A 23,786-nucleotide genomic window follows, 5' to 3' on the forward strand; every position below is an offset into this window, starting at 1 on the left:
AAACCCTGCACCTCTTGATATGTTTCTCCCGGAGAGGAAATTATTACTTCAATATTTCTTCCAGCTTGGAGGCCAGTTCCTCACCACGCAGGTTTTTCGCTACGATCTTTCCTTTAGGATCAATCAGTACATTCTGCGGGATGGCACGCACGCCGTAAAGGTCTGCTGCTGCATTCTTCCAGCCTTTCAGATCGGAAACATGCGTCCAGGTGAGCTTATCTGCATCAACAGCAGCCAGCCATTTGTCTTTTTTGTCATCCAGGGAAACACCGAGGATTTCAAAGCCTTTGGACTTAAATTTATCGTATGCCTTTACCACGTTAGGGTTTTCTGCACGGCAGGGACCGCACCAGCTGGCCCAGAAATCAACCAATACATATTTACCACGGAAAGACGACAGGCTGATGTCCTTACCATTGGCATCTGCCTGGGCAAATTCAATAGCAGGCTGACCAACCGCCGTTTTACGGGCCGCCTCAAGACGCTTGGAGAATTCTTTACCGGAAGGTGAATTCTTTGCTTCCTTACTTAATTTCTTGAACAGCGGTGTAACTTCAGCAGGTTTTATATCGTAACCGGCTACCTGGTTTAACAGGAACATCGCAATAGGAGAATTGGTATTTTTAGAAAGAAAATCGTTCTCAATTTTTTTCTCTTCTGTATCTAACGAATCATATGCTGCTTCAAGTTTCTTAATCCCTTCTTCGTCCTTATTCTTCGCAAGTTCACGGTATTGTTTCTGCAAAGCTGCACCTTTCTCATTTACATCTTTCAGCAGTTCATTCAGATTTTTGTAATCATCGTTTGCTTTAGAGCCCGTAACAGTAGCTTTGCTGATAGAATCAGTAGTGCTGATAGTGATAACGCCTTTATCCAGGAAAACCGCCAGCATATCACGTCCCATCGACATTGGCTTTTCTGAACCTTTTTGTACCAGCATCAGGCTGGCCAAACCGGCTTCTTCCAAAGTTCCGTTAAAGGTAAATTTGCCGTCTTTGATCTGCGCGCTGTCCATGAAGTTCTCACCGCCCTTGCGCATCCTGAGATAAACAGTAGCCGGATTCTGTTGCTGGGAAACAGTTCCCTGTATAGTATAAGGTTTTCCTGCAGTTGCGCCTTTCTTATCCTGGGCAAACATGATCCCCGGCACTAAAAGGGCAACACCTATAATCGCTTTTTTCATTGGTTTTTGTTTTACGAATAACAAATTTGTAAAATCCGCCGCTCTTTAGCAACCTGATTTTGATAAGCGGCTATTTTAACAACTGCTCCAGCTTCGCCTCCAGCTCTTCCCCACGGAGATTGCGGGCGATAATTTTCCCGGCAGGATCTACCAGGAAGTTGGTGGGAATAGACTGAACGCCATACTGCACCGCTACTTCATTGCCCCAGCCTCGCAGGTCGGATACCTGGGTCCAGGCCAGTCCATCCTGGCTGATAGCCCGTAACCAACGATCACGGTTGTCATCCAGCGAAACGCCCAAAATGGTGAAGTTTTTATCCTTGAACCTGTTATAAGCCTTTACTACATTAGGATTCTCCTGGCGGCAGGGACCACACCAGCTCGCCCAGAAATCAACCAATACGTACTTACCACGGAAAGACGATAATTTTACCGGATTCCCTTTGGTATCCTCCTGCGAAAAATCGTCGGCGGCCACATTCAACACATTTGCTTTCAGACTTTTTACATAGGCGGTTACGCTTTGTCCGTACGAACTTTCCTGCACCGACTTATCCAGTGATTCAAACAATTGCCTGAACTCCTCCGGTTCCAGCCTGCTGCGCAGCTCATTCATCATCAACCATATACTGGCAATACTCTTTGGATGTGAGGTAATAAACTGCTTACCAGTGTTCACCACCTCCCGGCTGAATGTCTCCGCTTTCTTACGAAAGGCATTCTTCCCTGGCTCATCCTCGGGGTTAATCTGCTTTGCTTCGTTATTCAGCTCCTGCGCCTGTTTGATCAGGGGCTCAAATGCCTTCTGGTACTCCTGCATCGCCAGCGTATTCGCATTTCCCTTCACGGAAGTAGCAATTGGATAAGTAGCCACGGAAGTAGTAAACTGAACAGGCTCATTCCCTGTTACAAACAACATCGGGTAATTTACATCCCGCAGGATCAACGCATACACTGCTGGCTCCTTGCCACTTTTTACACGGAAGCTGAACTGCTCATTCTTTATCACCACCGAATCATCCGGATTATTATCCTGGTCGTCAAAAAGATAAATGGTTTTGCCGTTGCCTCCCCTCACAACACCCGACACCTGCTGGGCATTCACACCTGCGAAAACCAACACCGCAGCGGCTAACAGTAAAATCTGTTTCATTACAAATTATTTTAATTAGTTAGTGGGGTGTAATATACGAAGAGATTTTTTTATGGCGAGGGGTGCCGGCTTCGCCAGCACTAAATTGTCTTATTGCATGATTTAGTTGATTATACTGATTACCATGATTTGATTTTGTTTATGAGCAAGCTTATAAGTTAATTATCAACCTCTAATAAATAAAAATAAAATCATGGTAATCAGTATAATCAACTAAATCATGCAATAAGACAATCTAAAAGCCGGCGAAGCCGGCAGCTACTTGTGGCGCTGTTTTAACACCGATATAACATCTGCCAGCTGGAAACCCTTTGCCTGAAGAAGGATCAGGTAATGGAACAACAGGTCAGCGGATTCATTGAGGAACAGCTCATCGTTATTGTCCTTAGCTTCAATCACCACTTCTACCGCTTCCTCTCCTACTTTCTGTGCAATTTTGTTGATGCCCTTTTCAAAAAGACTGGCAGTGTAAGATTTATCGGAAGGATTATTTTTCCGGTCGGTAATGATGTTCTCCAGGGTAGAAAGAAAGTCGTTGCTTACATTCTTTTCATCCCAGCAGGTATCAGCGCCGGTATGGCATACCGGGCCTACAGGACTGGCTTTGATGAGAATCGTATCCTGGTCGCAATCTACTTTAAGGTCTTTTACGATCAGGAAATTGCCACTCTCTTCTCCTTTTGTCCACAAACGGTTTTTTGAGCGGCTGAAAAAAGTCACCTTGCCATCCAAAACGGTTTTCTCCAGCGACTCCCGGTTCATATAACCAAGCATCAGCACCTTATTGGTGATGGCGTCCTGTATAATGGCTGGTACGAGGCCATCGGGCGACTTTTGAAAATCTATCTGCATTGTTTACTTATTTCAGGTATCACTTAAAATCTTACGTTCACTCCCTTGTTATAAAGAAAAGTTTTGAGCGCAGGAATTTCTATTTCTTTATAATGGAAGATGCTGGCTGCGAGTGCGGCATCTGCCTGTGCGTTTTCAAAAACATCGGTAAAATGTTCCATTGTACCAGCGCCGCCGGAAGCGATAACAGGTACATTCAGGTGCTGTGCCAGCTGCCCGGTAATATCCAGGGCAAAGCCTTTCTTGGTGCCATCGTTGTTCATGGAAGTGAGCAGTATCTCACCAGCACCACGGCCTACCGCTTCTTTTGCCCAGTCAAATGCCTTTATATCCGTTTTCACACGGCCACCATTCAGGTACACATACCAGTCGCCCTCCTCAAAGCGGGTGTCAATAGCCAGTACTATACACTGACTCCCAAATTCACGGGCCAGCCTGTCCACCAGTGCAGGGTCCTTAAACGCAGAGGTATTCACCGAAATCTTATCCGCACCGGATTGCAGCAGCACGTATACATCTTCCACGGAAGATATGCCCCCGCCCACGGTAAAAGGAATATTCACATGACGGGCAATATTCGTTACCAGTTCCGCCAGCGTCTTTCTTCGTTCGTTCGTTGCCGTTATATCCAGAAATACCAGCTCATCAGCTCCCTGTGAAGCATACAACGCTCCCAGTTCAACAGGGTCGCCGGCATCGCGGATATTTTCAAAATTGATGCCTTTCACGGTACGGCCGTCTTTGATATCCAGGCATGGTATGATGCGTTTGGTCAACATGTGCTAATAGTTTACAGGAATGTTTTTAATGCATCCATGGAGATGTTACCTTCATAGATCGCTTTACCGATGATAGCGCCACTGCAGCCAATTTCCTGCAAGGCAGCCACATCTTCAATATTACTCACGCCGCCGCTGGCCACAAAGTTAATATCCGGGAAGCGTTCTATAATCTTTTTATACAGCTCTACAGACGGTCCCTGTAAAAGACCATCCTTAGCGATATCTGTACAAAAGATATTGCTGACGCCCTGCGCGATATTGCTTTCCAGAAAATCGAATACCGACAACTCCGTTGTTTCCAGCCACCCACCTACTGCAATCTTTTCTTCTTTTACATCGGCGCCCAGGAATATTTTACCGGCTCCGTATTGCTTCACCCAACTGAAAAACAGTTCCGGTTGCTTCACCGCTACGCTGCCTATCGTAGCCAATGCAGCACCGCTTTGAAATACAATCTCCAGATCTTTATCCGTTTTAATACCGCCGCCAAAATCTGTTATCAAACCGGTTTTACCGGCAATGCTCTCCAGCACTTTCCAGTTTACCACTGCTCCTTTCTTGGCGCCGTCGAGGTCTACCAGGTGAAGGCGGCGAACGCCGATGGCTTCAAATTCCTTTGCCACTTCCAGCGGATGTTCGTTGTACACTTTCTGCTGGTTATAATCGCCCTGGGTAAGCCTTACACATTTACCATCGATGATATCAATGGCAGGTATAACTTCAAATTTTTTAGTTGTCATGTTTTGCTGATCCAAAGGCAGTTCCATTCTCACAAAAGTGATTCCTCCCTTAACAAAGTAATCCCCTTTCTTCGTATAGCCCAGCCTGTCATAAAATGTTACTGCGGTATCACGGGCATTACACCAGAGCAGTTTTATTTTTTCTTTTTTACAGATGTCCACCAGATGTGCCAGTATCGCTTTGCCAAAGCCTTTCCCCTGTGCAGCCGGCGCTGTAGCCAGTTTGCGGAACTGTGCGCTTTCGCGGCCCAGGAAAAGGGACACTACTGTTACCAGTTGCCCCTGGTCAAAAACGCCGAAGTGCAGTCCATCTGCATCGTGGTCTACTTTTACGGCTTCCAGCGACTCATTGGGATACATCACATCCCTGCGGAGTTGCAGCGTGTCATCTGCGCTGATTTTCCGGATATTCATCTTACAGGTTCAAAAAGTTTTCAATAATACGGGCGCCTGCTATAGCTGATTTCTCCGGGTGAAACTGCACCGCATAAAAATTATCCTTCTGCAACGCAGCGCTATAGTTGATCACATAATTGGTGATGGCCACGGTATCTGCCCCGAGTGCCGCATAATAGCTATGCACAAAGTACATATAGGAGTTCTCCGGTACGTGTTCAAACACCACGCTGTGCAAACCGGTGATATTGTTCCATCCGATCTGCGGTATTTTCAGCAGGTTTTCCACCGGCGATTGAAAACGTTTCACATCCACATCAAATACACCGATGCATTTGGTATCGTTTTCTTCCGAATATTTACACAACAGCTGCATACCCAGGCAAATGCCCAGCACCGGCTGTTTCAGGCCGGCAATTACGGCATCCAGTTTTCTTTCTCTCAGGTACTGCATCGCCGTGCTGGCTTCTCCCACACCGGGAAAAATCACCTTATCGGCCGACATGATCTCTTCGTGATCATCCGTAACAGTGCCGTTTACGCCTAAACGCTCCAATGCAAACTGCACAGAGCGGATATTACCGGCGTTGTATTTTATGATAACCGTTTTCATGTTATTACTGAATTATTCCCGAAATAAACGTTTTCACCGTTTCGTCAATATTCTTACTGTGCTCAATGGCCCTGATAAAGGCAGTGCCGATAATAGCGCCATTGGCATAAGCAGATGCCGTATCAAAAGTAGCTTTATCTTTTATACCAAAACCAATTAAAACAGGGTTTGTGAGCTGCAACTGCTTCAGCCGCTCAAAATAAGCCTGCTGGTCTTTCATATCCTTGTCTTTTCCTGTGGTGGAAGAAGAAGATACGGCATAAATAAAGCCTTTGCTCAGACTGTCTATTTTACGGATCCGTGCTTCACTGGTTTCCGGCGTTACCAGGAAAATCAGGTGCAGGTTGTATTTTTCAAACACTGGTCTGTACTCATTTTCATATTCGGCCATTGGCAGGTCCGGCACAATGATACCATCCACACCTACTTCTGCACATTTTGCGCAAAAGGCTTCCACACCGTAAGTTAATACCGGGTTGAAATATCCCATCAGGATAACAGGCACCTGTATACGGTCCCTGAAACCGGTAAGTTGTTCAAACAGTTTGTGCAGGCTCATGCCGTTCTGCAACGCTTTAGTGCTGCTGTCCTGGATAACAGGCCCGTCGGCCAGCGGATCGGAGAATGGCATGCCCAGCTCAATAAGGTCCGCTCCATATTGCTGTAATGCGGTCATTACAGGCAGGGTGTCATTTAACTGCGGAAAGCCAGCCGTACAATATATATTTAAAACGTTGTGCCGCTTAACAGCAAACAGTTGATCAATACGATTTTGCATAATCCATTTATTTATTCATGTGACGGATATAGGTATCCAGATCTTTATCCCCGCGGCCGGAAAGGCATACCACCACTACATCATCAGTATTCAGGGGCAGGTCTTTCAGTTTAGCCAGGGCGTGAGCCGATTCCATAGCAGGAATAATTCCTTCCAGCAGGCTCAGTTCATAAGCCGCCGCCAGGGCTTCTTCATCGGTAGCCGACAGGAACTGTGCGCGGCCCGATTCATACAAATGGGCGTGCATAGGTCCGATGCCGGGATAATCGAGTCCTGCGGAAATGGAATGTGGTTCCACGATCTGTCCGTCGTTGGTTTGCATCAGCAATGTTTTGCTGGCATGGATAATACCAATGGTGCCCAGCTGCGTAGTAGCTGCGGAAAACCCGCTGTGTACACCCTTTCCGCCAGCTTCCACGGCTACCAGTTTTACCTTTTCCCTGTCGAGGTAATGGAAGTAAGCGCCGGCTGCATTGCTGCCGCCACCGATACAAGCCAGTACATAATCAGGATTCTCGCTGCCGGTTTTCTCCAACAGCTGTTTTTTTATTTCTTCGCTGATCACCGACTGGAAGCGGGCCACCATATCAGGATATGGATGCGGACCTGCAGCGGTGCCCAAAATATAATGTGTATCTACCGGGTTGTTGATCCAGTCGCGGATCGCTTCATTGGTAGCATCTTTCAAGGTTTTACTGCCGCTGGTGGCCGGCACTACGGTGGCTCCCAGCATTTTCATCCGCGCTACGTTGGGCGCCTGTCTTTCTATATCAATGCTGCCCATATACACCACGCACTCCATGCCCATGAGCGCGCATACGGTAGCCGTGGCCACGCCATGCTGACCAGCGCCGGTTTCAGCGATGATACGGCGTTTGCCCAGGCGTTGCGCCAGCAGGATCTGCCCGATGGTATTGTTTACTTTATGTGCACCGGTATGATTCAGATCTTCTCTTTTAAGATAAATTTTCGCTTTATATTTTTCAGACAAACGTTTGGCAAAATATAAAGGGGAAGGCCTTCCTACATAATCCCGCAACAGGGCTTCAAAGTCCTGCTGAAAACCGGGATCGCTGAGGATGCCGAGATATTTGGACTGTAATTCCTCTACGTTGGGATACAGCATCTCGGGAATGTACGCCCCGCCAAATCTGCCATAATAGCCATTCTTATCCACCTGATACCTGGAGTTGCCAGTATTAATCGCAATATCCATGACCGCTTATTTTATTATTGATGAATGAATTTGTTTCACAAATTGTTTTACCAGCGCAATGTTTTTCACACCCGGACTGTCCTCGAATTTACTGTTCACATCTGCTGCAAACAATGCCGGCAACTGCATCTCCTGTATTTCTGTTGCCTGGCCGGCACTGATGCCCCCGCTCAAAAAGAAGGGATGGTCAAACGGGTAAGTTTTCAGCAAATCCCAGTTAAACTGCTCGCCCGTTCCGCCATAACCTTTTACGGAAGCGGTATCGAAGAGAAAGTAATCGGTTACCGGTATAAAAGGCGCCACTTCCGTTTGCCAGTTAACGTTATCACCTATACGAAAAGCTTTCACCACCGGGATGAAGGTACGGACAGCAGCGCAAAACTCCGGCGTTTCCTCACCATGCAATTGCACCAGGTCCAGTGCATAATCACTCACGGTGCGTTGGATCTGTTCCAGCGGCGCGTTTACAAAAACCCCTGCCTTTTTGATGCCGGAGGTTTCCCGTACCGATCTCGCATCTATTTTGTTACCGGCAAAACGCGGTGACTTCTCGTAAAAAATAAATCCTGCATAGTCAACGCCGTTATCCACCAGCGCCTGCAGATCATTTATCCTGGTAATACCGCAAACTTTAATACGCATCGTGTTATGATTTATGCTGCAGATCGCTGAGTGTTTGTACAAAATTTTCAAAGGCACGTGCGGGATCTTCCTGCTTCATGAAATGCTCGCCTATCAGGAATCCCTGGAATCCGGCGGCTTTCAGTGTTACAATAGCAGCGGGGTCATTGATACCACTTTCCGCCACTTTCACTTTATCCGCCGGAATCTTCGGCGCCAGTTCACAGGAACGGTTAAAGTCTACCTGGAACGTGATCAGGTCGCGGTTATTCACGCCCACCAGGTGGGTATGTGCCGTTACTTTTTCCAGTTGCGCTTCACTGTGTACTTCCAGTAATACTTCCAGTCCGAGGTTATGTGCAAAAGCAGCCAGGTGTGCTACCTGTGCGGCATCCAGGCATTCTGCAATGAGGAGTATTACATCTGCCCCGATAGCCTTTGCCTCCAGTATCTGGTATTCATCTATCACAAAATCTTTCCGCAGAATCGGGATCTGGTTGAAGCTACGCGCCTGTTGCAGATCGTCGGAAGAACCACCGAAATATTTTTCATCGGTGAGCACCGACAGCCCGGAAGCGCCGTAACGGGTGTATGCGGTAGTTACCTGTTGAACAGTTACATCGCCGTTGATCACTCCTTTCGAAGGAGAGCGCCGTTTGAATTCCGCAATAATGCCCGTTTTTTCCGGCTGCTGCAGGAAATGGCGGAGCGATAATGTTTCCCTCGGGAAGGCCGGCGACTGCTCCAGGTCCTGCGCGCTGCGCTGCAATTTGCGGGCAGCTACTTCGATGTGTTTATGAGCAACAATTTCTGCTAAAATATTCTTCATGATAAACTATCTGTACTACGACTGCAAAGCAATCAGTTTTTTGAACGCATTATGTGCATTGCCCGACTCCAGGGATTCTACCGCGGCGGCGAAGCAATCTTCATACGAATTATATGTTCCGAGGCTGTACAAACCCATTGCTGCGTTGGCAAAAACAACGGAATTCTGTGCCCAGGTACCTTCGCCTTTCAGGATCTTCATAAAGATCTTTGCGGCTTCTTCAGTAGAGTTACCGCCGTAAATATCTTCCTGGTGAACTTTACGTTTGCCCAGCTGCTCCGGGGTCCAGTCCTGTTCACCTTTATTGGTAATCACTTTGGTATCTGCCGTGAGGGATATTTCATCATATCCATCGAGGCTGTGAACAATCACAAACTGCTTGTCCGTTTGCTGGAACAGGTAGTTGTATACCCTCGCCATTTCCAGGCTGTAAACACCGATCAGCTGATGTTTGGCCAGCGCCGGGTTCACAAGGGGACCAAGCATGTTAAAGAACGTACGGATACCCAGCTGGCGGCGGATGCCTGCCACATGTTTCAATGCCGGGTGGAACAGTGGTGCGTGCAGAAAACAGATCCCTGAATCCTCCAGCTCTGTTCTCAGTTTGGCATCGTCATTCTTGAATTTATACCCTACCAGCTCCATTACATTGGAAGCACCACTGACAGAAGATACGCCATAGTTGCCATGCTTGGCTACTTTTGCCCCCGCGCCGGCTACCACAAAGCACGACAAGGTAGAAATATTAAAAGTATTTTTTGCATCCCCGCCGGTACCAACAATGTCCAGTACATCGTAACCGTTGAGATTAACCGGTACACAGAGTTCCAGCAGCGCGTCGCGGAAGCCCAGCAACTCATCGATGGTGATGCTGCGCATCAGGTATACCGTCATGAAAGCCGCCAGTTCGCTTTCGTTGAACATGCCTTTGGAAATACTGATCAGGATATCTTTGGCAGCTTCGCGGCTGAAAGTTTTATGTTCAAAAAGGTAATTGAGAATCTTTTTCATTTTTGGAAGAATTTTGCTGATTGAGTGTTCGATAATTTTAAAACGGGTGTCGCGCTGTTATTACAGGCTTAACCAGTTTCTTACAATCTTTTCTCCCTGCGGGGTAAGCACACTTTCCGGGTGGAACTGCACACCACTTACATCGTATTTGTTATGCTGTACAGCCATAATAAAACCATCTTCGTCTTTGGCGGTGATCACCAGTTCCGCAGGCAGGGTAGACTCATCAATTACCCAGGAGTGATAACGGCCGGCCAGTATTTGTCGTGGTAAGCCGTTAAACAGCCGTCCATCTTCCTTAATAATATTTACGTTGGTAGCAACGCCATGGTATACTTCCTTCAGGTTGGTGAGAGAAGCGCCAAATGCCTGTCCGATGGCTTGCTGCCCCAAACACACACCAAAGATGGATTTGGTGGGCGCATATTCTTTAATCAGCGGCAGCAGTAATCCAGCTTCTTCCGGAATACCGGGGCCGGGCGATAAAATAATTTTATCGTAGTTATTTACTTTCTCCAATGGAATTTCATCATTGCGTACCACGGTTACTTTACCGTTGATGATTTTTTCCACGAGATGAACGAGGTTGTATGTGAAGGAGTCGTAGTTATCGAAAACGAGGATGTTCATACTAAATTTTTTGTGCCAGCAGAATGGCTTGTTTTAACGCATTGAGTTTGTTGTTCACTTCCTCCAGTTCTGAAGAAGCTACTGATTTTGCTACCACACCGGCGCCGGCCTGGTAGTACAGGGTATTCATTTTACTGAGTATGGAGCGGATCATGATGGCATGGTTGAAGTTGCCGTTGAAACCAACAGCGCCGATACAACCGCCGTAGAAGCCACGTGCAGTGGGTTCATACTGATCAATAATTTCCATGGCACGGTATTTTGGTGCGCCGGACAGTGTGCCTGCCGGGAAAGAAGAAGCCAGCAGCGTGAACGGATTCAGCTTCGGATCTACCTTTCCGGTTACTTCGCTTACCAGGTGAATTACGTGTGAATAGAAATGCACCTGTCTGTAAGAAGCTACTTCCACTTCTGTGGCGTTTCTGCTGAGATCATTCCTGGCCAGGTCTACCAGCATCACGTGTTCTGCGTTTTCCTTCGGATCTTCCAGCAGTTTATTGGCCAGCAGTTTATCCTGTTCATCATCCCCGGTGCGGCGGAAAGTACCTGCAATGGGATGAATAGTAGCTTTGCCATCTGTAATCACGATCTGTGCTTCCGGTGAGGAACCCATTAATTTATAATCGCCGTAATCGAAGAAGAAAAGATAAGGAGAGGGGTTGATGGAGCGGAGGGCGCGGTAAACATTGAATTCATCGCCTTTGAAGGATTGCTGGAAAGCTCTGGAAAGTACTACCTGGAAAACGTCTCCGCGGAAGCAGTGTTGTTTGCCCTGTTCTACCATCTGCATATATTCCGCATCCGTCATATTGCTTTTCTCTTCCCCGGTAGTGGCAAACGGATACCCGGGGGAATCTTTGTGCCGGATAAGCGACTCCAGTAGCTCAAACTCACTATCGATGCCGTCTATCTGGTTTTCACAAAGATAAAGTTCATCTTTAAAGTGATTGATCGCTATTACATATTGATAGTAGCGGTAACGCATCAACGGGATGGTATTACCGGCCTCTTGTTTCTTTTTATTGAATTCAATGGTTTCAAAGAACTGTACGGCATCAAAAGTGGTATACCCGAAGAGGCTCTGCGCCATTGGTACCGGGTGTTTGCCGGAGAAAGAATAGTTGCCGAGAAACTGCTCCATTTCATCCAGCACCTGTTGCTTATTTTTCAGCTCTTTCTTTTCTACGGGCAGGTTGGGATACTTAAATTCGAAGTGCGACGTGGAAGTAACTTCGATACCTGCAATGGGCTTCACACAAATAAAGGAATAACTGTTGTCACTGGCCCTGTAGTCAGTGCTTTCGAGGAGGATAGAACCCGGGAATTTATCGCGCAGCCGCAGATATATTCCCACTGGCGTGAAAATGTCTGCCAGCATCTGTTTGGATCTCGTTTTTACTTGGATGGTACGCATGATGTATTGGGTGAAGTATTTGTTTTTTTTAAAATGGGAAGGGCTGAAAAAGCGGAAGGCCCGCTGTGTAACAGCGGGCCTTCCAAATATATTTCTAAACGAAACATGGCACTGTAACACAGATCAGGAATTGATTCCGTGCCACCACCAATGTTTGTTTGTAATGATATTTTGCATAGCGAGAACAAAAATGAAACATTTTTTTAGAAAATGCAAATTTTTTTTGTGGGGGGCGGTGCCTTCGGCACCTTTTGTCTTTCTGCAGGATTACTGGATTAATCGTGATTGCACTGATTTTCCCACATTCTGTTTGATTTTATGGTGTGGAGATAAAAGCTGATTTTTCTAATTTCTGTTAGAAAATCGGTATGGAGATAAAAAACAAAATACGCTTATATCTTCTCCAATCATTTAATCTTATCCGCTTCTATCTCCGCCAAATAATTAAAACAAAAGGCGGGAAAATCAGTGCAATCACGATTAATCCAGTAATCCTGCAGAAAGACAAAAGGCGCCGAAGGCGCCGCCCGTCCGCTACAGTACCCCCTTCGTTGAAGGCAGCTGCATATTAGCCGGATTCCGTTTCACCGCCATTTTAATAGACTTGGCAAAGGTTTTAAAGATGGCTTCTATCTTGTGATGTTCATTTTCGCCTTCTGCCTTAATGTTCAGGTTCGCTTTGGCGCCATCTGAGAAGGATTTGAAGAAATGATAGAACATCTCGGTAGGCATCTCCCCTATTTTTTCCCTCTTAAACTCCGCGTCCCATACCAGCCAGTTGCGGCCGCCAAAGTCAATACCCACCTGGGCCAGGCAATCATCCATCGGCAGGCAGAAACCGTATCTTTCGATACCGCGTTTATCGCCTAAGCCTTTGGCAATGGCTTCTCCCAAGGCAATGCCCGTATCTTCTATGGTGTGGTGCTCATCAATATGCAGGTCGCCTTTGGCGGTGATCTTCAGGTCTATAGCGCCATGGCGGGCAATCTGGTCGAGCATATGATCAAAGAAGCCCAGCCCTGTATGAATATCCGCTTTACCGGTTCCATCCAGGTTCAGTTCAATATTGATATCTGTTTCATTGGTTTTCCGTACATGCGTTACCGTTCTTAATCCCAGTTTCAGGAACTCATAGATCCGGTTCCAGTCGGTGGTTTCGAGGGCAATCACGGATTGCAGCGCAGCTGCGTTATCGCTGATTTCGGCACTTCCCAAACCAACGCCTTCATTGATCCAGATAGCTTTTGCGCCCAGGTTTTTTGCCAGCTCCACATCGGTGATACGATCGCCGATCACAAAAGAATTGGCCAGGTCGTAGCTGCCATCGAGATATTTGGAGAGCATGCCCGTGCGGGGTTTGCGGGTAGGCGCATTATCGGCGGGAAAAGAGCGGTCAATAAACACCTCATCAAATTTGATCCCTTCGTTTTCAAACGCTTTCATGATCATATTCTGCGCAGGCCAGAAGGTATCTTCCGGGAAGGAAGCAGTACCTAGTCCGTCCTGGTTGGTAACCATTGCCAGCTCATAGTCCAGCTCAGCGGCGATCCGCGCCATATTCACAAATACTTTGGGATAAAACTCTACTTTGTCCAGGCTATCGATCTGGTAAGTTGGCGGCACTTCCCTGATCAGGGTACCATCACGGTCTATAAAGAGCACTCGTTTCATGCAGATGCAGTTGTGGCTGTTTTCAGGTTAAAAGATTTCAATACTTCCAGCAGTCGCAGGTTTTCGGCCGGCGTGCCAATGGTGATACGCAGGCAGCCCATACACAGTTCCACTTTGGAACGGTCGCGTACTACAATTCCCTGTTCAATGAGATAATTGTAGATACCTTTTGCATCGGTGGTTTTCACCAGGATAAAGCTCGCATCGCTGGGATAAATGTGCAGTACTTCCGGCAACTGGATCAGTGCGCCGGAAAGCAGGTCGCGTTCTATCACTATTTCGCGGATCCATTCATTTACCTGGCTTACATTTTCCAATGCCTGGAGCGCCAGCTCATTGGTGGCCTGGCTGATATTATAGGGTGGTTTCACCTTGTTGAAGGTGTTCACAATATCTTCACTGGCAAAAGCCATCCCGATGCGGAGTCCGGCCAATCCCCATGCCTTCGACAGTGTTTGCATCACCACGAGGTTAGGGTATTCGGTAAGTTCCTGTATAAAAGTTTTCTGACGGGAGAAATTGATATATGCTTCATCTATCACCACAATACCATCAAAATTATTCAACAGCAGTTCTATGTCCGAGCGGTTGATAGAATTGCCGGTAGGGTTATTGGGAGAACAGATGAAGATGAGCTTTGTGTTGGCATCTATGGCCTGTTGCAACGCCGGGATGTCCAGCTGAAAATCTTCTGTCAGCGTTACCTTGCGGATAATAGCATCGTTGATGTGCGCGCTTACTTCGTACATGCCATAGGTAGGCGGACAAAGGATCACGTTATCCACACCCGGATTCACAAAAGAGCGGTAAAGCACGTCTATGGCTTCGTCGCTGCCGTGACCAATAAAAATATTTTGTGGCGGCACACCTTTGATATCAGCAATTTTGTACTTGAGCTGCCATTGCATCGGATCGGGATAGCGGTTGTAATTCACCGGCAACGGGGATCCGAAATTATTTTCATTCGCATCCAGGAAGATGGATGCTTCTCCTTTGAATTCATCTCTGGCAGTAGAATAAGGCACCAGTTTTTTTATGTTTTCCCTTACCAGGGTATCGAGATTAAACATATTGCATTAATTAATCTGTTATAAGTGAGCCGGTGTATTCCAGCTGTTTTAATCTTACGGTAACGGCGTTTTTATGCGCCTCAAGTCCCTCTGCTGCTGCCATGGCTTCTATGGTACTTCCAATATTCCGCAGCCCATCGGGAGATATCTGCTGAAAAGTAATCTTTTTTACGAAGCTGTCCAGCGACACGCCGCTGTAAGCCCTGGCATAGCCGTTTGTAGGCAGGGTGTGATTGGTGCCGGAGGCGTAATCACCTGCGCTTTCCGGGGTATAATTTCCCATGAAAACAGAACCTGCATCTGTTACTTTATCTGCCAGGTTTTCTGCGCCTTCACAGGCCAGGATGAGGTGTTCCGGCGCATAGGCATTCAGCATGTCAATGGCAGTATCCATATCTTTCACCAGGATCATCTTGCTGTTTTCCAATGCCGCTGTGGCAATGCCTTTGCGGGGCAGTTCGTCCAGCTGGGCATTCAACGCATTGGTTACATTGGCGAGTACCTGCTCACTTGTGGTAACCAATACCACCTGGCTATCGGGGCCGTGTTCCGCCTGCGATAGCAAGTCGGCCGCCACAAAAGCCGGCACACAGCTATCATCCGCCAGCACGGCCACTTCAGAAGGACCAGCCGGCATATCTATGGCCACGCCGCTTTTATTCACCAGCTGTTTTGCACAGGTAACATACTGGTTACCCGGACCGAAGATCTTATATACCTGCGGCACGCTTTCCGTACCATAAGCCATTGCACCAATGGCCTGTACGCCGCCGATAGTAAATACTTTGTCAATGCCTATCAGTTGGGCAGTATACAGGATCGCCGGATGCAGGGAAGGCGTGCAAAGCACGATCTCCTTACAACCCGCTATCATGGCTGGTATGCCGAGCATCAGGATCGTGGAAAACAGTGGTGCGGAACCACCGGGAATATATAAGCCTACCTTTTGTATGGCGACAGATTTGCGCCAGCATTGTACGCCGGGCATGGTGGCTATTACCTGTACCTTTTCCTGCTGTGCGCGGTGAAAGGTAGTAATGTTTTTTGCTGCCTGCTGGATAGCCGCTTTCAGCGCCGGTTCCAGCGTAGCTTCTGCCGCTGCGAAAGCGGCGGATGGCACCTGTAAATTATCCAGCGTTACTTTATCGAATTCAGCTGCAAATTTTCTGATGGCGGCATCGCCGCCGGTGCGTACTTCCTGCAGGATATCATTCACTTTCTTTTCGAGCGTGGAGGTATCCATTACAGGTCTTTGCAGCAGCGTATTCCAGGAACTTTTATCGGGAAATCTGGTTGTTTGCATCGTTTACTCAGTTTATCAGATCACCATTTTTTCGATGGGTACTACCAGGATGCCTTGTGCACCCGCTTCTTTCAAACTTTCGATAATATCCCAGAAATCATTTTCATTCAGTACCGAATGAACAGAGCTCCAGCCGGCTTCAGCCAAAGGCAGTACTGTAGGGCTTTTCATGCCCGGCAGCAAACCAATAATTTCATTCAGTTTATCATTGGGCGCATTGAGCAGGATGTACTTGTTATTTTTTGCTTTCCTTACTGCCTGGATACGGAATAAAAGTTTGTCCAGCAACAGCTGTTGTTCCGGCTTCAGGTTGTGGCAGGCTGCCAGCACTGCTTCCGATTTCAGCACCGTTTCCACTTCTTTCAAACCATTCATGAACAGGGTAGATCCGCTGCTCACCAGGTCGCAGATAGCATCTGCCAAACCAATACCTGGCGCTATTTCCACGGAGCCGCTGATTTCATGGATTTCTGCGGTAATACCGTTTTGTTGCAGAAAATCTTCCACTATTACAGGATAGCTGGTAGCAATACGTTTATTTTGCAGGTCTTTCACGGAAGTATAATCCACCGATTTTTCCACCGCCATAGACAAACGGCATTTTCCAAAGCCCAGTTTCTGAACAATATTTACCTGCTTTTGTTTTTCCAGCACTACATTTTCTCCTACAATTCCTATGTCTGCCACACCATCTTCAATGTATTGCGGAATATCATCATCACGCAGGAAAAACACTTCCAGCGGGAAGTTGGTGGCCTCTGTTTTCAGTTTATTAACACCGTTGTTGATGTCGATGCCGCACTCCTTCAAAAGTTTGATGGAATCGTCGTGCAGGCGGCCGGATTTCTGGATTGCAATTTTCAGTTTCATCCCTGATAAAATAAAAAAAGGGGCTTACCTCTGCGGTAAGCCCCTGTTGATGATGTAATATGGTGATATACACAAATCATCCCCCTGCCTACCCTTGTGGTAAGATATGATGGTGGTGATGTGTATGTTTGTTTGTAATCATAATTTCAGGTGCAAAAATAGGAAGTAAAATGAAATAACAAAGGTTTTTTTTGGAATTAACGGGAAATTTAAATATAAGCGCTTATATATAATCACTGGTATAATGAACCTTTGCCAATATCTCTTTTCAGCATTCCAGCCTGCTTATTTCGCCAGCCTGCTTTGCAGTTCAGGCACTACATTTTCAAACGTACGCAGCAGCCGGTCCCAGTTCCGGAATGATTCATCAGAGCTTGCAGATACACCGGGAGGAGCTATTTCACTTACCAGCTTTGCCTTGTAGGTAAGCGGGTCTGTGTTCCCTGTTTTAATGATAAGACGGGTACGGACAGTAGCTGCTTTAAAAGATTTTACTACCCAGGCAGTGCACATGTATCCCGTCGCTTTATCGGTAACCGCAATCACATCAAAATAACCGGTAATGATGCGGTTGATCAGCTTCCAGGAATTTTCTTCATCATGACTGGTCCGTACATCGATATCCTGGTTCGCGAGATTCGTTACCATCGAATTTTCGTACGCATCGTCTTTCTCCAGCTTAATATAATCTGTAGAAGGCAATGTATGCTTTCCATCATTGATGTAGTTCCGCTCCTGTGTAATAAAACCTACCTTTTCCACACGGATGTTTACCTGCGCGTATGCTGCTACCTTGATTTCTGTAGAAGTGTTATTGACCAGTTTTCCATCTACATAGATCCGTGCGTCGTTCTCCGTATTAATAACGATCTTTTTGGATTTAACTTTTGCAGCTGCATGGTTGGGTGCAAAGAAGGTGAAGGCTGCCAGGCAGCAGAAAAGGAGTGCTTTCATTTGAATGCCCATAAGAAATAAGGATTATCTGAGGTTTACAATATTTTCACCGCGCAAAATTTAACGGCGCATAAAATTATGTGTGGGACATACAGGGAGTGTAGAAAAAAAATCCGGATGTACTGAATAACAAGTGATTAACATTAATATAAACGGCCAATAAATGATAAATATTGAACTGGATACATTATCTTCCCTTCTGTCAAAAAAAATCTTACTGCGCCTGTTTTAGCAACCAGGATTCATAGCTCACTGATCTCCCGGCACTTACTTCTCCCCTCTCCTGCAACGGATTTCCATCTTTTGCAAACGATGTGTTAACGGATTTCATAAACTAATAATTTTAGCTTTATTTTGCTAATAATATTAGTATTTACAAAAACGATAGTTATATGCAAGTGTTGAAACTGAGTGACCCGCACATTACCCTGCCATTCTTTAATACCAGTGTCCCTGCAGGGTTTCCTACTCCTGCCCTGGATTATGAAGAAGAGCAGATTGATCTCTCCCGTATCCTGCAGCCAAATCCCTCTACCTCCTTCATTATCAGGGTAAAGGGCGATAGCATGACTGATGCCAGCATTCCCGATGGTTGCATGGCGGTTGTAGACCGCTCTATCCGACCCTCCACGGGAGATATTGTAGTGGCGGCACTCAATGGGGAATATACCGTAAAACGGCTCGTAAAAGCGGGTCGCAGCTGGGTATTACATCCCGAAAATCCTTTTTATAAACCTATTGTTATCACAGAAGACGCCGACTTCCAGGTATGGGGCGTGGTAACCGCCGTCATTGTAGATATGCGGAAATAGCGCACCGGGACAGATACAGAAATAAAAGTACCTTTATCCGATTATAATACCACGACAGATAATATGTGTTACGATATTGCCTTTACCTCCAGCATAGAGAGCATTTTCAAATACCTGCCGCGACTTAAACCCGGCGGCAAACTGGATATCGACTTCGACCCTACCTGGCACAAGATCGGGATGTCTTATCCGCAATGGCCCGTAGTTACCAACAACAACGGCATCAAACTTGAAAAATACACCTGGGGTCCCATACCTAAAATGCTGGACACCCTGGAAAAAGTAAAACGCCAGCGGCAACTTTTCCTGAACGCCCGCAGCGAAAAAGTACTTGAAAACGGCACCATGTGGAATGCCATCCGGCACCAGCGCTGCCTCGTTCCAGCCAGCGGCTTCTTTGAATACCGGCACATTCCCGGATGGAAAAATAAAGTGGCCTATTATATCAAACCCAAAGAACAGGAACTCTTTTTTATAGCCGGATTGTGGGCAATGTCTAATTCCTGGGATGTAGATAAACCCGCACGTATTCCCGCGTTCACCCTGCTAACCCGTGCCGCTAACCCACTGATGGCACAGATCCATAACGGCGGCGACAACGCCGGCAGAATGCCCATGATGCTTACTCCCGGACTCGCAGAACAATGGCTGCAACCTGAACTAACTGATACGGATATACGCTCAATTATACAGTATGAACTGCCCGCAACACAACTGGAATGCTGGCCGGTAAATTCTGTCAGAAAAGCAAAGCCTGATGACGCAGCAGTAATAGCCCCTGCAGCATATGAGCATTTACCTGCCCTGCAGATGTAATATCGCTTCCCAGGCACCACAAAAAAACGGACGCCCCTTTCACAAGGCGTCCGCTCAGTATTGCTACGTTTCAATGCTTACTTAGCTACCACGCCCGCAGGCACTTTACCATCAGTATTATCCAATGATAATCCAAGCAGTTGCGCTACCAGCGGTGCCACATCTGTTACATTCATTTCTTTCACATGACCGCCTGCCACTATCCCTGCTCCGGAAGCCACAAAGCCGGTTTGTATCTCTTTAAAATCCGGGAAATAACCATGTGTGCCCCCTTTGGCTGCCATTACCAGTTCCCCGGTGGAGCCACCCCCAATGGTAACGCCATCAGAGGCGGAAATGGCCAAAGCAGCATGCGGATCAGCGCCCACTGCATCCAGCTGTTTGCGGCCAATAATCCGGAACATTTGCTGCTGTGCCGCTGGCAGTGCTTTCAGCAACGCCAGTACTTTCTGCTGTGTAGCTGCATCCTTCGGATCTTTGAGATGCAGGAAGGCCGACCCGCCGGAAGAATGGAACTGCGCTTTCCAATCACCCGTTTTGATATTATTCAGCAAACCATTTTGCGCCAGCAATACATTCGGGGAAAAGCTTTTGCCGATATTCACAAAACCATGATCGCCGGTAACAATGACGGTCGTATTTTCGTATATGCCTGCGCGTTTGAGCGCTTCAATAATAGTACCCAACGCCCTGTCTGCCCCCGCTACCGCCTTTCTTACCAGCAGGCCATCCCGGCCCTGTTCATGCTCATAATGATCTGTACAGGCCAGATGCAGCGTGGTAAAAGCAGGCTTATAGGTAGTGATCAGGTAGGCCGACATACGCGCCACATTTTCATCCAGGATCATTTCTTCATCCTCCATCGTGAAATCCTTTTCACCCAGCTTACCCGTGGCATGTTCCTGTACTTCCTGCCATAACGACACAGGATTGGTGACGGTAGCCATCAGCTCCCGCCTGTCTTTTTTTCCAATAAGCCATACATCCGGTATATTGTAATCGATCGGTGCGCCCACAGATACCGGCCAGATTACATTAGCCGATTTTTTCCCGGCTTTATGCACCGCATCAAACAGCGTAGGCGTTTTGATGCTGTCGTAATAAAAGTACCAGATGCCGCTGGCGCCATTAGGCTCAAAAGGTGTGTTATAATAAATACCATGCCGCGCCGGTGTTACACCGGTGATCAGCGACGTGTGATTGGGATAGGTAACGGTAGGGAATACACTGTTTACTCCGTCCGCATAAGCGCCGCTGTCTTTCATGGCCCGCAGGTTTACCATACCCCAGGAAGCGTCTGTATAAAACTCTGGCCGGAAGCCATCAATGGTAATCAGCACTACATGCGAGGCGCGCTGCGCATAGGAAGTGAATCCTATCATCAGCAACAATGCTATACCGGTAATCTTCTTCATACAATATATTTTTTCAACGCCGGTTTCAATGCCAGCCATACCAGCCAATATAAGGCTTCAAAGGTAAAGGGCCAAGTCCGCAGCGTACCAGAATGTAAAAACGGAAGCCCTCCGGGATCAGCTCAACGCCTCTTTCGCGGCGTATCTCCGGCAATACAGCGTGTATTACGCTTTCGTTAACATTCGGGAAACGGGACAAGGACCGCATCCCTGTAAGGTATACTACTCGTAGCAGTGAGTATATACAGCGGACTATAATTCCGCAATACGTAGGAAAAAGACCCTAACAAAAAAATGGCTGAACTCCCCGGAATCAACGCCTTAATTCCCCTATAATAAGCCATAGGAAAGGAAAATAGCGCCTCTGCACATTTTTCCTGTGCATTGGTATAATGATTGCCGGATAGTGCATGAACCTTTTCCGGATGAACTCATCCGGAATATTTATCTACCTTAACCATACAACTATGGCACACTTAGAAGTTCAACCCAGGAAAAGAAATCCAGCGTGGCTATGGCTGATCATAGGTCTTATCATCATCGCTGCTATCCTGTTTTTTCTGATGCGCAGCGGTAATAACCGTCAACAGGACGTAATCACTACCACTGATACTGTTAGCACTACCGGCAACGCTGCACCCGCAGCAGATACTCCCGGCGCACAACCGTAAAGGTTTTCACCTATTCTTTATCTAAAAAATATTACCATGTCTATCACTGAAACCAATCGTCTTGAAGAATTAAGCGGCAGCAGATTTGAAATTGTAGACGGACAGCCCGATATCAGGAACTGGGGGGTGGAAGATCTGCAAGGCAATAAATTCGGAAAAGTAGATGACCTGCTGTTCAATCCCGCTTCACGCAGGGTGCGCTATCTTGTCATCAACCTCAAGGGTAACCGGATAGGACTCACCGACCGGAAAGTACTGTTTCCTATCGGCGTAGCCATCCTGCATGAAAAGGATGATACCGTATTGCTGCCGGAAATAACTCCTTTACAGATCAGCATCCTTCCTTTTTATGAAAAAGGTGTGATCGTTACCCCCGAAACAGAACGGGATATCCGGAATGTGTTTGTGTCGCCGGATTCATATACCGCCGATAACGACTTTTACAACCACGACCAGTTTGACCAGGATAGATTTTATGGAACACGTGCGCCACGGGATAACCGCGTATAGTACTTGCCTAAATAATCGTCCGTTGATGTTAGCCTGCAAAAGAGAAAGCCTCCGGTCGGAGGCTTTCTCTTTTGCAGGCTAACACTAAATATGTTTTATTTGTACAACAAATTGCTCCGGATGAAATATGCTTTGGTGTGCGGCCTCGTGTTACTCTCTTTTTTTGCCAACGGCCAGAACCTTGTGAACTACCGCGATACGGCGAATCACTTCTCCGTAGGAATTCCCAACGGATGGCAGGTAATAAAAAACAAACAGATCCCTTCCCTGAAATTCATGGCGCAGCGGGCCGATAGCGCCCTGGTAGCGCCTGAAAACTTCACAGTCAATGTAGTGGATGAACCCCGCTCCAACGTAGATGCCGTTGCAAAAAAACTCCTGTACTATATCGGCCGCAATCCTTATTTCAAACTACTGGATTCCGGCAGCATTGTCAGCGCCGGTAAACGGATGATCTGGCTGGATGAAATCCACCTGGAGGGAAGCAGGACCGATACCATGTTCGCCAGCATCTTTATTGCGTATTCAAACAACAAAACCTACCTGTTGACCTCCACCACTCTTTTGCCGTTTTCGGCCGGTTTTAAGCCTTTATTCCATGAAATAGGCAATTCCTTCAAAACAGGCAAAGCAGCGGGAAAAGAGCGCCTTAAAATTGTGCTGCCGGTTAATGTAAAATGGACAACGATCACCGATACCGAAGTGGACAATCTCGCTACCCGCCAGTTCCTGCCTGCCAATGAAACGGCGCAGCAATGGACCCTGCTGATCAACAATATGACCATGGAAAATGCACGGGTCGATAACATTGATCTCGCTGTAAAAAGCTTCTCGGAAGCCGCTGTGAGTAAAGCATCACAGGCAAAGGTGACATTGCTTGGAAAAGAAAATATTCCCCAGCGGCGCTGGGCACTGTTCAAAGTGGAAACACCCGGCGCCGGAAGTCCGGAATCGCAGCTGTATTATGTGATACAGGGCCCCAGATCCTTTCATGCCATTTTCATTGCCCAAAAAACAGAAACTTTGTCGGCCGCCTTCGTAAGCAAATGGAGCGCCGTTTTCAGAAAAAGTAAAGTGGTGAATGAATAACCCATTAACTGTGTATTTATTTACGCAGCCCTCCGCAACAGCAGCCTGTAAATCAAGCTGTTTTTAGTGGTGCGATGTTTGGACTTTCCCTGGAAAACTTGCTTTATGACCACACAACCTAAAACACCCGGACCACTGCTCAATGACGATCTTCAACCAGACGATGTTTTTAGTCAAAAACAACAACCCGTGCCGCAGAGAGGCAACCAGGATGAACAATCCCGGCGGGGCGACGACAACTCTGATGAATTACTCGACGAAGAAGATGACGACGTGGAAATAGATGAGCTGCTGGAGGAAGAAGATATTACGGATGAGGATGTATCAGAAAACAGCCTGGAAGAAGATGATGCGCCAAAAAGGCCGCTGGAGTAAAACAATACGAAC

26 protein-coding genes are annotated in these 23,786 nt (G+C 47.0%); 6 read left to right on the top strand and 20 right to left on the bottom strand.

Features of this window, described 5'->3' with window-relative positions; all coding sequences use genetic code 11:
- Positions 1 to 43: 43 nt before the first annotated feature.
- The 18 genes from ACLHR0_RS14145 to ACLHR0_RS14230 form a co-directional block, all read right to left on the bottom strand.
- Positions 44 to 1,183 (bottom strand): redoxin domain-containing protein, encoded by a 1,140-nt coding sequence (locus tag ACLHR0_RS14145; protein WP_436487374.1) that lies wholly within the window; start codon positions 1,181 to 1,183, stop codon positions 44 to 46.
- A 70-nt stretch (positions 1,184 to 1,253) separates the two neighbouring features.
- Positions 1,254 to 2,336, bottom strand: a complete 1,083-nt coding sequence (locus ACLHR0_RS14150; RefSeq protein ID WP_429051027.1) for a redoxin domain-containing protein — start codon at positions 2,334 to 2,336, stop codon at positions 1,254 to 1,256.
- 258 nt (positions 2,337 to 2,594) lie between these two features.
- Positions 2,595 to 3,188, bottom strand: a complete 594-nt coding sequence (gene hisIE, locus ACLHR0_RS14155; RefSeq protein WP_370912269.1) for a bifunctional phosphoribosyl-AMP cyclohydrolase/phosphoribosyl-ATP diphosphatase HisIE — start codon at positions 3,186 to 3,188, stop codon at positions 2,595 to 2,597.
- Between the two features lie 23 nt (positions 3,189 to 3,211).
- Positions 3,212 to 3,967: an imidazole glycerol phosphate synthase subunit HisF gene (hisF, locus tag ACLHR0_RS14160; RefSeq protein WP_429051030.1), complete on the bottom strand. Its 756-nt coding sequence runs from the start codon at positions 3,965 to 3,967 to the stop codon at positions 3,212 to 3,214.
- Positions 3,968 to 3,978: 11 nt separating this feature from the next.
- Positions 3,979 to 5,124 carry a 1-(5-phosphoribosyl)-5-[(5-phosphoribosylamino)methylideneamino]imidazole-4-carboxamide isomerase gene (gene hisA / locus ACLHR0_RS14165; RefSeq protein ID WP_436487376.1) on the bottom strand — a complete coding sequence of 382 codons (1,146 nt, stop codon included), beginning with the start codon at positions 5,122 to 5,124 and terminating at the stop codon, positions 3,979 to 3,981.
- A gap of 1 nt (position 5,125) precedes the next feature.
- Positions 5,126 to 5,719, bottom strand: a complete 594-nt coding sequence (gene hisH, locus ACLHR0_RS14170; RefSeq protein WP_370912266.1) for an imidazole glycerol phosphate synthase subunit HisH — start codon at positions 5,717 to 5,719, stop codon at positions 5,126 to 5,128.
- A gap of 4 nt (positions 5,720 to 5,723) precedes the next feature.
- Positions 5,724 to 6,497: a tryptophan synthase subunit alpha gene (trpA, locus tag ACLHR0_RS14175; protein ID WP_429051034.1), complete on the bottom strand. Its 774-nt coding sequence runs from the start codon at positions 6,495 to 6,497 to the stop codon at positions 5,724 to 5,726.
- A 7-nt stretch (positions 6,498 to 6,504) separates the two neighbouring features.
- Complete coding sequence (trpB, locus tag ACLHR0_RS14180; protein WP_436487378.1) at positions 6,505 to 7,713, bottom strand: tryptophan synthase subunit beta; 1,209 nt, start codon at positions 7,711 to 7,713, stop codon at positions 6,505 to 6,507.
- Between the two features lie 6 nt (positions 7,714 to 7,719).
- On the bottom strand, positions 7,720 to 8,355 hold the full coding sequence (locus ACLHR0_RS14185; RefSeq protein ID WP_436487380.1) for a phosphoribosylanthranilate isomerase: 636 nt from the start codon (positions 8,353 to 8,355) through the stop codon (positions 7,720 to 7,722).
- A 4-nt stretch (positions 8,356 to 8,359) separates the two neighbouring features.
- Positions 8,360 to 9,163 carry an indole-3-glycerol phosphate synthase TrpC gene (gene trpC / locus ACLHR0_RS14190; RefSeq protein ID WP_429051037.1) on the bottom strand — a complete coding sequence of 268 codons (804 nt, stop codon included), beginning with the start codon at positions 9,161 to 9,163 and terminating at the stop codon, positions 8,360 to 8,362.
- Between the two features lie 15 nt (positions 9,164 to 9,178).
- Positions 9,179 to 10,174 (bottom strand): anthranilate phosphoribosyltransferase, encoded by a 996-nt coding sequence (gene trpD, locus ACLHR0_RS14195; protein ID WP_370912261.1) that lies wholly within the window; start codon positions 10,172 to 10,174, stop codon positions 9,179 to 9,181.
- Between the two features lie 60 nt (positions 10,175 to 10,234).
- The gene (locus ACLHR0_RS14200; protein WP_370912260.1) at positions 10,235 to 10,804 is read right to left on the bottom strand and encodes an anthranilate synthase component II; all 570 of its coding nucleotides are present in this window, start codon (positions 10,802 to 10,804) and stop codon (positions 10,235 to 10,237) included.
- A 1-nt stretch (position 10,805) separates the two neighbouring features.
- The gene (locus ACLHR0_RS14205; protein WP_429051038.1) at positions 10,806 to 12,218 is read right to left on the bottom strand and encodes an anthranilate synthase component I family protein; all 1,413 of its coding nucleotides are present in this window, start codon (positions 12,216 to 12,218) and stop codon (positions 10,806 to 10,808) included.
- Between the two features lie 534 nt (positions 12,219 to 12,752).
- Positions 12,753 to 13,889 (bottom strand): bifunctional histidinol-phosphatase/imidazoleglycerol-phosphate dehydratase HisB, encoded by a 1,137-nt coding sequence (gene hisB / locus ACLHR0_RS14210; RefSeq protein WP_370912258.1) that lies wholly within the window; start codon positions 13,887 to 13,889, stop codon positions 12,753 to 12,755.
- On the bottom strand, positions 13,886 to 14,959 hold the full coding sequence (gene hisC, locus ACLHR0_RS14215) for a histidinol-phosphate transaminase (RefSeq protein ID WP_429051040.1): 1,074 nt from the start codon (positions 14,957 to 14,959) through the stop codon (positions 13,886 to 13,888). Before hisC ends, hisB begins: the two co-directional genes overlap by 4 nt.
- Before the next feature lie 10 nt (positions 14,960 to 14,969).
- Positions 14,970 to 16,262, bottom strand: a complete 1,293-nt coding sequence (gene hisD / locus ACLHR0_RS14220; RefSeq protein WP_436487384.1) for a histidinol dehydrogenase — start codon at positions 16,260 to 16,262, stop codon at positions 14,970 to 14,972.
- Between the two features lie 15 nt (positions 16,263 to 16,277).
- Positions 16,278 to 17,132, bottom strand: coding sequence for an ATP phosphoribosyltransferase (gene hisG, locus ACLHR0_RS14225; RefSeq protein ID WP_370912255.1), 855 nt, complete (start codon positions 17,130 to 17,132; stop codon positions 16,278 to 16,280).
- A 285-nt stretch (positions 17,133 to 17,417) separates the two neighbouring features.
- A complete protein-coding gene (locus tag ACLHR0_RS14230) occupies positions 17,418 to 18,098 on the bottom strand; it encodes a hypothetical protein (RefSeq protein ID WP_436487387.1) in 681 nt (226 codons plus the stop codon).
- A 380-nt stretch (positions 18,099 to 18,478) separates the two neighbouring features.
- Here ACLHR0_RS14230 and ACLHR0_RS14235 point away from each other — a divergent pair, with 380 nt between their 5' ends.
- Positions 18,479 to 18,898, top strand: coding sequence for a LexA family protein (locus ACLHR0_RS14235; protein WP_429063011.1), 420 nt, complete (start codon positions 18,479 to 18,481; stop codon positions 18,896 to 18,898).
- A gap of 63 nt (positions 18,899 to 18,961) precedes the next feature.
- A complete protein-coding gene (locus ACLHR0_RS14240; RefSeq protein WP_429051047.1) occupies positions 18,962 to 19,714 on the top strand; it encodes an SOS response-associated peptidase in 753 nt (250 codons plus the stop codon).
- A gap of 77 nt (positions 19,715 to 19,791) precedes the next feature.
- Here ACLHR0_RS14240 and ACLHR0_RS14245 read toward each other — a convergent pair whose 3' ends face one another.
- Positions 19,792 to 21,129 carry an alkaline phosphatase family protein gene (locus tag ACLHR0_RS14245; protein ID WP_436487389.1) on the bottom strand — a complete coding sequence of 446 codons (1,338 nt, stop codon included), beginning with the start codon at positions 21,127 to 21,129 and terminating at the stop codon, positions 19,792 to 19,794.
- Positions 21,130 to 21,154: 25 nt separating this feature from the next.
- A complete protein-coding gene (locus ACLHR0_RS14250; protein WP_436487391.1) occupies positions 21,155 to 21,337 on the bottom strand; it encodes a hypothetical protein in 183 nt (60 codons plus the stop codon).
- A 259-nt stretch (positions 21,338 to 21,596) separates the two neighbouring features.
- Here ACLHR0_RS14250 and ACLHR0_RS14255 point away from each other — a divergent pair, with 259 nt between their 5' ends.
- The 4 genes from ACLHR0_RS14255 (at position 21,597) to ACLHR0_RS14270 (ending at position 23,774) form a co-directional block, all read left to right on the top strand.
- Complete coding sequence (locus ACLHR0_RS14255; protein WP_436487392.1) at positions 21,597 to 21,800, top strand: hypothetical protein; 204 nt, start codon at positions 21,597 to 21,599, stop codon at positions 21,798 to 21,800.
- A 36-nt stretch (positions 21,801 to 21,836) separates the two neighbouring features.
- Positions 21,837 to 22,310: a PRC-barrel domain-containing protein gene (locus ACLHR0_RS14260; RefSeq protein WP_436487394.1), complete on the top strand. Its 474-nt coding sequence runs from the start codon at positions 21,837 to 21,839 to the stop codon at positions 22,308 to 22,310.
- Between the two features lie 120 nt (positions 22,311 to 22,430).
- Positions 22,431 to 23,399, top strand: a complete 969-nt coding sequence (locus ACLHR0_RS14265; protein ID WP_436487395.1) for a hypothetical protein — start codon at positions 22,431 to 22,433, stop codon at positions 23,397 to 23,399.
- 105 nt (positions 23,400 to 23,504) lie between these two features.
- Positions 23,505 to 23,774, top strand: a complete 270-nt coding sequence (locus ACLHR0_RS14270) for a hypothetical protein (protein ID WP_429051055.1) — start codon at positions 23,505 to 23,507, stop codon at positions 23,772 to 23,774.
- Positions 23,775 to 23,786 lie beyond the last annotated feature (12 nt).

Origin of the sequence: Chitinophaga sp. ARDCPP14, assembly GCF_051362515.1 — a bacterium.
Taxonomy (GTDB): domain Bacteria; phylum Bacteroidota; class Bacteroidia; order Chitinophagales; family Chitinophagaceae; genus Chitinophaga.

Excerpts from the sequence above, each read along its gene's own strand:
- trpB (WP_436487378.1), bottom strand. The coding sequence starts at position 7,713 with ATGGATATTGCGATTAATACTGGCAACTCCAGGTATCAGGTGGATAAG.
- hisF (WP_429051030.1), bottom strand. The coding sequence starts at position 3,967 with ATGTTGACCAAACGCATCATACCATGCCTGGATATCAAAGACGGCCGT.
- hisH (WP_370912266.1), bottom strand. The coding sequence starts at position 5,719 with ATGAAAACGGTTATCATAAAATACAACGCCGGTAATATCCGCTCTGTG.
- hisG (WP_370912255.1), bottom strand. The coding sequence starts at position 17,132 with ATGAAACTGAAAATTGCAATCCAGAAATCCGGCCGCCTGCACGACGAT.
- ACLHR0_RS14265 (WP_436487395.1), top strand. The coding sequence starts at position 22,431 with ATGAAATATGCTTTGGTGTGCGGCCTCGTGTTACTCTCTTTTTTTGCC.
- ACLHR0_RS14260 (WP_436487394.1), top strand. The coding sequence starts at position 21,837 with ATGTCTATCACTGAAACCAATCGTCTTGAAGAATTAAGCGGCAGCAGA.
- ACLHR0_RS14205 (WP_429051038.1), bottom strand. The coding sequence starts at position 12,218 with ATGCGTACCATCCAAGTAAAAACGAGATCCAAACAGATGCTGGCAGAC.
- trpD (WP_370912261.1), bottom strand. The coding sequence starts at position 10,174 with ATGAAAAAGATTCTCAATTACCTTTTTGAACATAAAACTTTCAGCCGC.
- ACLHR0_RS14235 (WP_429063011.1), top strand. The coding sequence starts at position 18,479 with ATGCAAGTGTTGAAACTGAGTGACCCGCACATTACCCTGCCATTCTTT.
- ACLHR0_RS14255 (WP_436487392.1), top strand. The coding sequence starts at position 21,597 with ATGGCACACTTAGAAGTTCAACCCAGGAAAAGAAATCCAGCGTGGCTA.
- ACLHR0_RS14200 (WP_370912260.1), bottom strand. The coding sequence starts at position 10,804 with ATGAACATCCTCGTTTTCGATAACTACGACTCCTTCACATACAACCTC.
- ACLHR0_RS14230 (WP_436487387.1), bottom strand. The coding sequence starts at position 18,098 with ATGGGCATTCAAATGAAAGCACTCCTTTTCTGCTGCCTGGCAGCCTTC.
- ACLHR0_RS14145 (WP_436487374.1), bottom strand. The coding sequence starts at position 1,183 with ATGAAAAAAGCGATTATAGGTGTTGCCCTTTTAGTGCCGGGGATCATG.
- ACLHR0_RS14270 (WP_429051055.1), top strand. The coding sequence starts at position 23,505 with ATGACCACACAACCTAAAACACCCGGACCACTGCTCAATGACGATCTT.
- hisC (WP_429051040.1), bottom strand. The coding sequence starts at position 14,959 with ATGTTTAATCTCGATACCCTGGTAAGGGAAAACATAAAAAAACTGGTG.
- hisA (WP_436487376.1), bottom strand. The coding sequence starts at position 5,124 with ATGAATATCCGGAAAATCAGCGCAGATGACACGCTGCAACTCCGCAGG.
- hisB (WP_370912258.1), bottom strand. The coding sequence starts at position 13,889 with ATGAAACGAGTGCTCTTTATAGACCGTGATGGTACCCTGATCAGGGAA.
- ACLHR0_RS14240 (WP_429051047.1), top strand. The coding sequence starts at position 18,962 with ATGTGTTACGATATTGCCTTTACCTCCAGCATAGAGAGCATTTTCAAA.
- ACLHR0_RS14245 (WP_436487389.1), bottom strand. The coding sequence starts at position 21,129 with ATGAAGAAGATTACCGGTATAGCATTGTTGCTGATGATAGGATTCACT.
- ACLHR0_RS14150 (WP_429051027.1), bottom strand. The coding sequence starts at position 2,336 with ATGAAACAGATTTTACTGTTAGCCGCTGCGGTGTTGGTTTTCGCAGGT.
- hisD (WP_436487384.1), bottom strand. The coding sequence starts at position 16,262 with ATGCAAACAACCAGATTTCCCGATAAAAGTTCCTGGAATACGCTGCTG.
- hisIE (WP_370912269.1), bottom strand. The coding sequence starts at position 3,188 with ATGCAGATAGATTTTCAAAAGTCGCCCGATGGCCTCGTACCAGCCATT.
- ACLHR0_RS14185 (WP_436487380.1), bottom strand. The coding sequence starts at position 8,355 with ATGCGTATTAAAGTTTGCGGTATTACCAGGATAAATGATCTGCAGGCG.
- trpC (WP_429051037.1), bottom strand. The coding sequence starts at position 9,163 with ATGAAGAATATTTTAGCAGAAATTGTTGCTCATAAACACATCGAAGTA.
- ACLHR0_RS14250 (WP_436487391.1), bottom strand. The coding sequence starts at position 21,337 with ATGCGGTCCTTGTCCCGTTTCCCGAATGTTAACGAAAGCGTAATACAC.
- trpA (WP_429051034.1), bottom strand. The coding sequence starts at position 6,497 with ATGCAAAATCGTATTGATCAACTGTTTGCTGTTAAGCGGCACAACGTT.